Source organism: Kitasatospora sp. NPDC087861 (assembly GCF_044742585.1).
In the GTDB taxonomy this organism is placed as follows: domain Bacteria; phylum Actinomycetota; class Actinomycetes; order Streptomycetales; family Streptomycetaceae; genus Kitasatospora.
Genome location: NZ_JBIUUS010000022.1, coordinates 146,128 through 154,493, shown reverse-complemented (window position 1 = coordinate 154,493; position 8,366 = coordinate 146,128). Strand labels below are relative to the sequence as shown.

At 73.2% G+C, this 8,366-nt stretch carries 9 protein-coding genes; 2 read left to right on the top strand and 7 right to left on the bottom strand.

Annotated features, from left to right (window positions below; all coding sequences use genetic code 11):
- Positions 1-391 (top strand): IS30 family transposase (locus ACIOJE_RS28640; protein WP_400779953.1); only part of this gene is annotated, 391 nt, incomplete at its 5' end.
- Here ACIOJE_RS28640 and ACIOJE_RS28635 read toward each other — a convergent pair.
- A complete protein-coding gene (locus ACIOJE_RS28635) occupies positions 288-983 on the bottom strand; it encodes an IS3 family transposase (RefSeq protein ID WP_400779968.1) in 696 nt (231 codons plus the stop codon). The genes ACIOJE_RS28640 and ACIOJE_RS28635 overlap by 104 nt on opposite strands.
- A 5-nt stretch (positions 984-988) precedes the next feature.
- Positions 989-1,300, bottom strand: a complete 312-nt coding sequence (locus ACIOJE_RS28630; protein WP_400779951.1) for a transposase — start codon at positions 1,298-1,300, stop codon at positions 989-991.
- A gap of 287 nt (positions 1,301-1,587) precedes the next feature.
- Here ACIOJE_RS28630 and ACIOJE_RS28625 point away from each other — a divergent pair, with 287 nt between their 5' ends.
- A complete protein-coding gene (locus ACIOJE_RS28625; RefSeq protein WP_280680863.1) occupies positions 1,588-2,367 on the top strand; it encodes a class A beta-lactamase-related serine hydrolase in 780 nt (259 codons plus the stop codon).
- Positions 2,368-2,539: 172 nt separating this feature from the next.
- Here the strand turns inward: ACIOJE_RS28625 and ACIOJE_RS28620 are convergent, their stop codons facing one another.
- Genes ACIOJE_RS28620 through ACIOJE_RS28600 form a run of 5 tightly spaced genes read right to left on the bottom strand, consistent with a single transcriptional unit; the run spans position 2,540 to position 8,074 of the window.
- The gene (locus tag ACIOJE_RS28620) at positions 2,540-3,673 is read right to left on the bottom strand and encodes an FAD-dependent monooxygenase (RefSeq protein ID WP_400779948.1); all 1,134 of its coding nucleotides are present in this window, start codon (positions 3,671-3,673) and stop codon (positions 2,540-2,542) included.
- A gap of 29 nt (positions 3,674-3,702) precedes the next feature.
- Entirely contained in the window at positions 3,703-4,305 is a 603-nt protein-coding gene (locus ACIOJE_RS28615; protein ID WP_280680870.1) for an ATP/GTP-binding protein, read from the bottom strand.
- Positions 4,306-4,308: 3 nt separating this feature from the next.
- Positions 4,309-4,767: a DUF742 domain-containing protein gene (locus ACIOJE_RS28610; protein ID WP_400779946.1), complete on the bottom strand. Its 459-nt coding sequence runs from the start codon at positions 4,765-4,767 to the stop codon at positions 4,309-4,311.
- Between the two features lie 5 nt (positions 4,768-4,772).
- Complete coding sequence (locus ACIOJE_RS28605; protein WP_280680872.1) at positions 4,773-5,228, bottom strand: roadblock/LC7 domain-containing protein; 456 nt, start codon at positions 5,226-5,228, stop codon at positions 4,773-4,775.
- A complete protein-coding gene (locus tag ACIOJE_RS28600; RefSeq protein WP_400779943.1) occupies positions 5,225-8,074 on the bottom strand; it encodes a nitrate- and nitrite sensing domain-containing protein in 2,850 nt (949 codons plus the stop codon). Before ACIOJE_RS28600 ends, ACIOJE_RS28605 begins: the two co-directional genes overlap by 4 nt.
- Positions 8,075-8,366: the final 292 nt, after the last annotated feature.

Genomic DNA, 8,366 nt, shown 5'->3' with positions numbered 1-8,366 from the left:
GCTGGCCGGATACGGCGCCGAGGCGATGCGTAAGGCTCTCACGGTCCAAATGGCAAACATCCCAAAGCAGTTGCGACGATCACTGACCTGGGACCGGGGGAAGGAGCTCGCCCAGCACGCCCAGCTGAAGGCCGACACCGGCATGGCCGTCTACTTCGCCGACCCGCACAGCCCCTGGCAGCGCGGCACGAACGAGAACACGAACGGGCTGCTGCGGCAATACTTCCCGAAGGGCACAGACCTTGCCCGCTGGACCGCTCGCGACCTCGCAGCCATCGCTGGGGCACTCAACACCCGGCCGCGGAAGACACTCGGCTGGAGGACTCCCGCAGAGGCACTCGACGATCAGCTACTCTCGCCCCAAGCCAGCGGTGTTGCAACGACCCCTTGAACCCGGTTTGACAGCCGTGGTCGCTGTGATGAATCAGCTGGCCCGGCTCCACCGGGCGGCCGTGGAGGGCGTACTCCAGCGCCGTGAGGACCAGGTCGGCGTCCGCTCGCTCGGAGGTGTGCCAGCCCACGATCCGGCGGGAGAACGCGTCGCGGATCGTGGCCGGCCACCACGGTCCCTCATCGGTTGGGACCAGCGAGATGTCCGCGACCCAGAGCCGGTTGGGTGCGGTCGCGGTGAAGTCGCGCTGGACCAGGTCCGGGGCGAGGTCTGCCGCCGGGTCGCGGCGGGTGAAGGAGCGGGGCCGGCGCGGGCTGACGCCCTGAAGTCCGGCCTCGCGCATCAGGCGCTCGACCCTTTTACGGCCGACGTGCACACCCTCGCGCCGCAGGACGGCGTGGACGCGCGGGGAGCCGTAGGTGGCATCCGAGTCCGAGTGGACGCGGCGGATCTGCTCGGTCAGTTCGGTGTCCTGGCGCTTGCGCTCGCACGGCGCGTGGACGTCGCGGCGCCAGCGGTAGTAGGTGGAGGCGGGGATGTGCAGTTCCCGGAGGACGGGCTCGGCCCCGAAGCGGTCCTGGTGCTCGTCGATGAGCTTCAGTACCGTCGCCGGGTCGGGTCGAGCTCCTGGGCGAAAAAAGCCGAGGCGGCCTTGAGGATCTCGCAGGACCGGCGGAGTTCGGCGTTCTCCTTGCGCAGAGCGGCCAGTTCCTCCTTCTCGGCTGTGGTCAGCCGGTCGTCGCGCTCGCCGCGGTCGGTCTCGTCCTGGCGGATCCAGTTGCGCAGGGCCTCGTGGTGCACGCCCAGGTCCCGGGCCATCTGCCGGATCACCGGCTTCGGGTCGGCGGCCCGGTACGCGGCAACGGCTCGCTGCCGCAACTCGGGCGGATACTTCATCGGTGCAGCCATGGCAGAGGCTCCCTTCTCACGACCCATCAGGTCATGTCCGGCAACCTTCCGCACCTCGGGGGAACCTCAGATCCCGCTTTCGGGCAAGCACGAAACCGCAATATTGATCACGACATCACACAGGCCCTAGAGCTAATGGCAGTGCTCCGGCCTTCAGGCCGGGGGTGGAGCGATTCTGAGTGATGCTCTGATCCGCCCGGCCCGGCTCGTCCTTCCTCGCCCTGCTGGGCGGCAGGGCACGGAAGGAACCGCTGACGAACGACCCTGCGACGCCCTAGGCTTCGGCCATGCTGTCTGTGGTGGTGGCCCCCTGGGCGGGCGAGGCGGAGCCGGTGTTCGTGCGGGAGCCGGACGAGCTGCACGATGCGGCGAGCACGATGAAGGTGGCGGTGCTGGCGGCGCTGTACCGCAGCGGGGTGGAGCTGGACGCCGAGGTGCCGGTGGTGAACCGCTTCGCGTCGGTCGTGGGCGGGGAGTTCGGCAACGACCCGGCGTGGGACAGCGATCCGCTGCCCTGGGAGCTGGTCGGCACGGCGGCGCCGCTGCGGCTGCTGGCCGAGCGGATGATCACGCACTCCTCCAACCTGGCCACCAACCTGTGCCTGGCGCAGATCGACCGGGCGACGGTGGCCGAGGCATGGCTGCGGGCCGGGGCGACGCGCAGCGCGAGCCCGCGCGGGATCGAGGACTACGCGGCGCGCGACGCGGGCGTCCACAACCGGGTGAGCGCGCGGGATCTGGTGCGGCTGCTGCACTCCCTGGGCGGGGAGCCGGAGTTGCTGGCGCTGCTGGAGCGCAACGCGTTCCGGGTGGACCTGGCGGCGGGGCTGCCGCCGGGCACCCGGATCGCCTTCAAGAACGGCTGGGTGCCGGGCGCCCGGCACAGTGTGGGCCTGGTGCACCCGGAGGACTGCCCGCCGTACCTGATCGCCGTCTGCTACACCGGCCCGCTGGCCTCGGGCGAGGACCGTACGGACCCGGCGGCCCGGCTGCTGGCCCGGGTCTCGGCGGCGGTGTGGGAGCGTCGCGGTCAGATCAGCGGCGAGATCGGCGGCGAGATCGGCTGAGCGCCCGAAGGCTCGCCGTACCGGCCTCCTGACGGCAGCCGCCCCCGGCCCGCCCGTACCCCGCCTGGCACGAAGGTGACGGATCGGAGCCGTCGACCCCGCGCGCACCGGCTGGCAGGGTCGGAAGCAGGCCGTTGACCGGGGGGAACGCAGAAGTCCGATCGGCGAGACCCTAGTACGGCTGGACCAGGACGTGGGCGGCGCCGGGGATGCCGACCTTGAGCAGCTCGTCCTCCTCCGGGGTGGTGGGCGTGCCGGTCTCCTGCTTGAGGACGGCCCGGGAGAGGGCTTGGACCCACAGGGCGCGGGGGCGGCGGCGCTCCTCCCAGGCGGCGAGCGCGGCGGGGACGGTGTCGGCGGCGTCCAGGCTCAGGGCGAGGACGAGCGCGTCCTCGACGGCCATCGCGGCGCCCTGGGCGAGGTGCGGGGTGGAGGCGTGGGCGGCGTCGCCGGCGAGCGCGATCCGGCCGACGTGCCAGGGCTCCTCGACGCTCACCTGGGATATCCGCGAGTAGACCACCGCGGCCGGGTCGGTGACCTGGGCGAGGGCCTCGGCGATCGGGCCGCCGAAGCCGGCCAGGCGTTCGGCGAGCTGCTCGTGGGCGTGCTCGGGGTCGGGCCGGAAGTCCTCGGCCTCGGCGAACACCGAGCCCAGGTACATCAGGTCGTCGCTGATCGGGGTGAGCAGCGCCTTGGCCTGGAGGTTGCCGGTGGACATCACCACGCCCCGGACCTCGGGCGAACGCGGCAGCGTGACGCGCCAGTTGGCGAAGCCGGTGTACTCGGGCGGGTACTTCTCGCCGTAGCGGCGCTTGCGCAGCGGCGAGCCGATGCCGTCGAAGCCGACGACGAGGTCGTAGCGGCCGCCGTGCCCGTCGGTGAGCGCGGCGTCGACGCCGTCGGCGTCCTCGGCGAGTTCGGCGATGGTGGTGCCGAAGCGCAGGTTCGCGCCGGCCCCGGTGGCGGCGGTGGCCAGGATCCGGGCGAGGGCGGGGCGGGGGATGCCGTTGTTGGCGGGGGCGTCGCCCATGCGGGGCTGCGGGATCTTGGCGAGGACGGCGCCGGTCGGGTCGCAGATGGTCAGCACCTCCCACGCGAAACCGGCGGCGAGGCAGGCGTCCAGGGCGCCGATCTCGCGCATCACGTGCAGGGCGTTGGAGGGCTGGATGATGCCGACGCCGAGTGCCTCCGGCTGGTCGCGGAGCTCGGCGACGTCGATGTGGTGGCCGCGCCGGGCGAGGGCGGTGGCGAGGGTGAGGCCGCCGATGCCGCCGCCGTGGATCAGGACGCGCAGGGGAGGGGTCATGCGGGGTGCTCCAGGGATCGGGGTGCGGGTCAGCCGACGGGGGCGGCGGCGAGGTCCATCAGGTGGTCGACCAGCGCGAGCAGCAGGTCGCGTCCGAAGGCGCGTTCGCGGACGTCGCCGAGCAGCATCGGCACCTGCGGGTCGAGGTCGAGTGCGGCCCGGATCTCGTCGGGGGTGCGGGTGTTGTGGCTGTGGAAGCAGTTGATGGCGACGACGAAGGGGATGCCCCGGCTCTCGAAGAAGTCGATGGAGGCGAAGCTGGTGTCGAGCCGCCGGGTGTCGGCGATGACGATGCCGCCGAGGGCGCCGTTGACGAGGTCGTTCCACATGAACCAGAAGCGCTCCTGCCCGGGGGTGCCGAACAGGTAGACGACGAGGTCCGGGCTGACGGTGATCCGGCCGAAGTCGAGGGCGACGGTGGTGGTGTCCTTCTGGTCGACGCCGGACAGGTCGTCCACGCCGACGCTGGCCCGGGTCAGGTACTCCTCGGTGCGCAGCGGGGTGACCTCGCTGACCGAGCCGACGAGGGTGGTCTTGCCGACGCCGAAGCCGCCCGCGATGAGGATCTTGACGGCGGCCGGCGCGGTGGGCGTGGCGGCGTCGACGGCACTGCTGGGGTGGGGTGTTGCCATGGTTCAGAGTCTCCGGAGTCCTTCGCGAACGGCCGTGAGCAGGCCGAGGTCCACGCCTCCGGCGGCCCGGGCCACCGAGAGCGGCGCCCGGGCCCGCAGCAGGCCCTGGGCGACCAGGTCGCCCAACAGGATCTTGGTGACCGAGACCGGGAGGTCCAGGCCGGCCGACACCTCGGCGACGGCTGCCGGGCGCCGGCAGCGGTCGAGGATCATCCGGTGCTCGGGCTGGAGGCCGCGGGCACCGGCGCGGCTGCCCCGCGCCAGGGCCCGGTCGGCCTCGTCCTCGACGGTGGTGAGCACGGTGATCAGGGTGAGGTCGTCGCGTTCGGGGGCGGTGCGGCCGCGGGTGATGGTGTACGGGCGCACCATGACGCCCGCGTCGTCCTCCACGTCCTCGTCCGGCAGTTCGCTCCAGTGCGGAGTGTCGCCGCGCTGCCAGCCCCCGTTCCCGTACGGGCCCACCGGCGTCAGCCCCGGTTCCGGGCGGCGAAGGCGTCGAAGCCGGCGGGGGAGGCGGAGCCGGTCTCGCCGCGCACCGGGGTGGTCATCTTCTGGCCGACCTGCTGCACCAGGGTGTGCATCGCGACCGCCATGACCTCGGCGTCGACCTCCTGGGAGGCGACGACGGCCAGGTGGGTGCCCTGGGCGGCGGCGATGATGAACAGCCAGCACTCGGCCAGTTCGACGATCACCTGGTGGACCGCCCCGCCGTCGAAGAGCTGGCCGACGCCGCGGGCGAGGCTCTGCTGGCCGGTGGCGATGGCGGCGAGGCGCTCGGCGTCGGCCCGTTCGATGGTGCGGGAGTGGCTGACGACCAGGCCGTCATCGGAGAGCAGGACGGCGTTCCTGGTCTCGGGCACCGAGTCGACGAGTCCGTCCAGCAGCCAGTCCAGGTCCTGGTGGGTGGCGATCGTGCGGTTCATGACTGGTCATCCGTTCGTGTGGTTCGGGGGTCCGCGGCCGGCAGGGCCCAGGGGGACGGGTCGGGCGCGGGCGTCGGGGAGCCGGCGGGGGCGGTGGGGGGAGCCGGCGGGGCGGTCAGGCCCGGGGGCAGCGGGTGTTCACCGCTGTCCTGGGCGCGGGCGGCGCGGGACTGGCGCTGGAAGGCGCCGATGGTCGCGCCGGAGCGCTTCGTCGGGCGCTGGAACGGGCCGCCGGCCGGTCCGGTGGCCTGGGGGGTGGCTCCGGCGGCGGCGGTGGGCCTGGTGGCCAGGGGGTCGGTGTCGGCGCGGTGCCCGCCGGCGGGGTCGGCCCACGGCTGCCGGGGCGGCGGCGGGACGCGCAGTTCGGCGGCCAGGCTGGCCTGCCGGACGCGCTGCGGCAGCGGAGGCTGTTCGTTCTCGGCGGGGCTGAGCGGCACCGCGGAGGCGTACTCGCGGCGCCGGCGCCGTTCGGCCAGCCGGTAGTGGTCGGCCGGGCGGTACTGCTCGTCGGCGTACGGGGCCTCGGCGTCGGTGACCCGGGCGTAGGCGATGTCCGGGTAGGCGGGCGCGTCGTGCGAGGGCGCCTGGTCGGCCGGGGCGTCGGGGGCCGGGGAGCTGTGCTCGATCGGCTGCTCGGCGTACCCGACGGGGAACGGCGCGGGCTCGGGCACGGGCGCGGGCATGGGCGGGACGTACTCGACGTGCCCGAAGGCCTGGACGGGTTCGGCCTGCCGGTCCTGCGGCAGCTGCCCGAGCAGCGGATCGGTTCCGGGCAGCGGGTCCGGCCCGGCCAGCGGGTCCGGCCCGGGCTGTCCGAGCGGCTCGATGTACGCGGGCTGCGCCACCTGCTGGACCTGCCCGAAGGCCTCCGCCGGCCCGAACGCCTCCACCGCCGTGAAGGGGTCCGCGGGCGGGAAGGAGTCGGGGAAGGAGTCCACCGGCGCGACCGGCGGCGCCGCCGGCTCCGGCTCCGGCGCCTCGTTGGAGGCGGTGAGCAGCGCCTTGCGGGAGCGCCGCACGAGCGGGATCGGTTCGGCGGGGACGGCGTCGGGCAGCCCGGCGTCGCCGTCGATGACGAGCTCGTCCGGGACCAGGACGACCACCCGGGTGCCGCCGAAGGCGGACGGCCGGAACTCGACCTTCAGCCCGCTGTGCGCGGCCAGCCGGGCGACGACGAAGAAGCCGAGGCGGATGTCGTCCGCCCGGGCCAGCACGTCGGTGCGGGGCGGGCGGCTCATCAGTTCGTTGGCCGCGTCGTACTGCTCGGGGTCCATGCCGAGGCCGCGGTCCTCGATCTCGACGGCGAGCCCGCGGCCGACCATGGCGGCCCGGACCTCGACCGGGGTGGGCGGCTTGGAGAAGGTGGTCGCGTTCTCCATCAGCTCGGCGAGCACGTGTGCGACCGGGCCGACGGCGCGTTCGGACAGCCACGGGTGGCCCTCGACGTCGATCATGATCCGGCGGTAGTCCTGCACCTCGCCCTGCGCGGCGCGCAGCACGTCCAGCAGCGGGACGGGCTTGCGCCAGCGCCGCTGGGGCTGGCCGCCGGCCATGATGACGAGGTTCTCCTCGTAGCGGCGCAGGCGGGCGGTGAGGTGGTCGAGGTCGAACAGGCCCTCCAGCACCTCCGGGTCCTCGTGCTTGCGCTCCAGCTCGTCGAGCTTGCGCAGCTGGCGGCCGATCAGCAGCTGGGTGCGGCGGGCGATGCGCTGGAGCAGGCGCTCGAAGCCGCGGTGCTGCTCGGCCTGCTTGACGGCGGCCTCCACGGCGGAGGCGCGGGCCAGGTTGAGGGCCTGGCCGAGGCGGGCGATCTCGTCGGTGCCGTTGCCGTTCGGGCCGGCGGTGATGCTGCGGCTGTCGGCCTCGACGTCGACCTGCTCGCCGCGGCCGAGGCGCTCGACGACCTCGGGGAGGGTGCGCTCCATCTCCTCGGCCTGGGTCTGCAGTTCCTTGATGCGCCGGCGCAGCGAGCGGCTGAGCCGCCAGGAGGCGATGATCACCGCGACGACCGTGATCAGGCCGACGACGGTGGTCAGGACGACCTTGGTGAGCAGCGAGAGGATGGCGCCCTTGCCGACGTCGACGATGCCGCTGGTGCGGGTCTCGATGGCCTTGACCAGCGGCGGGTTGAGCTGGTCGAGGGCCTGGCGCCACTGGTCCTGCGCGGCGGGGAGCTTGACGGTGCCGTTGGCCTCGGCGGCGGTGGGCTTGGTGAGCGACTGCTCGACGGCGGCCTTGGCCTGCCAGGCGGGGCTGTTCATCAGGTCGTGCCAGGCGGCGGCCTCGCCGTCCGGGATGTACGGGACGACCTGGACGGTGAACAGGTGCTCCTGCGCCCCGATGGCCTGCTGGACCTGCTGGTAGTCGCTGACGGTGAGCCGCCCGGTGGACCAGCCGCGGGCCAGGATGGCGTCCTCGCGGGCGAGCATCTCCTTGGCCCAGAAGGCGTTCACCAGGGTCTTGGAGACCCAGGTGACCTCGCCGGTGTCGACGTGGCTGAGCGCGGTGAACAGCCGCAGGTCGACGGCGATCAGGTCGGTGTAGTACGCGTAGAGGGACTGCTGGTCGATCGAGCCGTGGTCGACGGCGGCGCGCTGTTCGGCCAGCTTGCCCATCGCCTGGCGGGCCTCGGCGACGGCGGTGCGGACGTCGTCGGGAGCGTTGTCGGCGGTCTCGCCGGAGAGGGCCTGGAACTGGCGCACCGCGTCGTCGGTCTGCTGCCGCTGGCGGCGCAGCTGGTCGGCGTTGGCACCGGGCCGGGCGAGCGCCTCGGCGCTGAGCCGGCGCTCCTCCTGGAGGTTGTAGTAGACGATGTTGGACGGCTGGCCGGCCTTCTGGGCGAGCATGCCCTGTGCGGCCTGGCGCTGGAAGTCGAAGACGGTTTCGCCGCTGGTGACCGCCCACAGTACGGCGAGGGCGATGCTGGGGACGACGGCGAGGACGAGCAGCGCCGTCCGCAGTGACAGGCGCGGACGCCTGCGGGGGGCCTTCGGCGTCGGGGGCCGCCGATTCGCACGCGCGCGCAGAACAGACTCCTTGGGAATGGCGGCCGGCCTGATCGGGGCGGGCCGTCCGGGGCACGGGCTTTGACGAGGCGATACTAGTCATACCGTGTGATTGGAGTGAAAGTGCGTTCGC

Bases quoted from the DNA above. Each gene is read 5' to 3' on its own strand.
- ACIOJE_RS28630 (WP_400779951.1), bottom strand. From the start codon at position 1,300: ATGGCTGCACCGATGAAGTATCCGCCCGAGTTGCGGCAGCGAGCCGTT.
- ACIOJE_RS28625 (WP_280680863.1), top strand. From the start codon at position 1,588: ATGCTGTCTGTGGTGGTGGCCCCCTGGGCGGGCGAGGCGGAGCCGGTG.
- ACIOJE_RS28620 (WP_400779948.1), bottom strand. From the start codon at position 3,673: ATGACCCCTCCCCTGCGCGTCCTGATCCACGGCGGCGGCATCGGCGGC.
- ACIOJE_RS28615 (WP_280680870.1), bottom strand. From the start codon at position 4,305: ATGGCAACACCCCACCCCAGCAGTGCCGTCGACGCCGCCACGCCCACC.
- ACIOJE_RS28605 (WP_280680872.1), bottom strand. From the start codon at position 5,228: ATGAACCGCACGATCGCCACCCACCAGGACCTGGACTGGCTGCTGGAC.
- ACIOJE_RS28600 (WP_400779943.1), bottom strand. From the start codon at position 8,074: ATGCTCGCCCAGAAGGCCGGCCAGCCGTCCAACATCGTCTACTACAAC.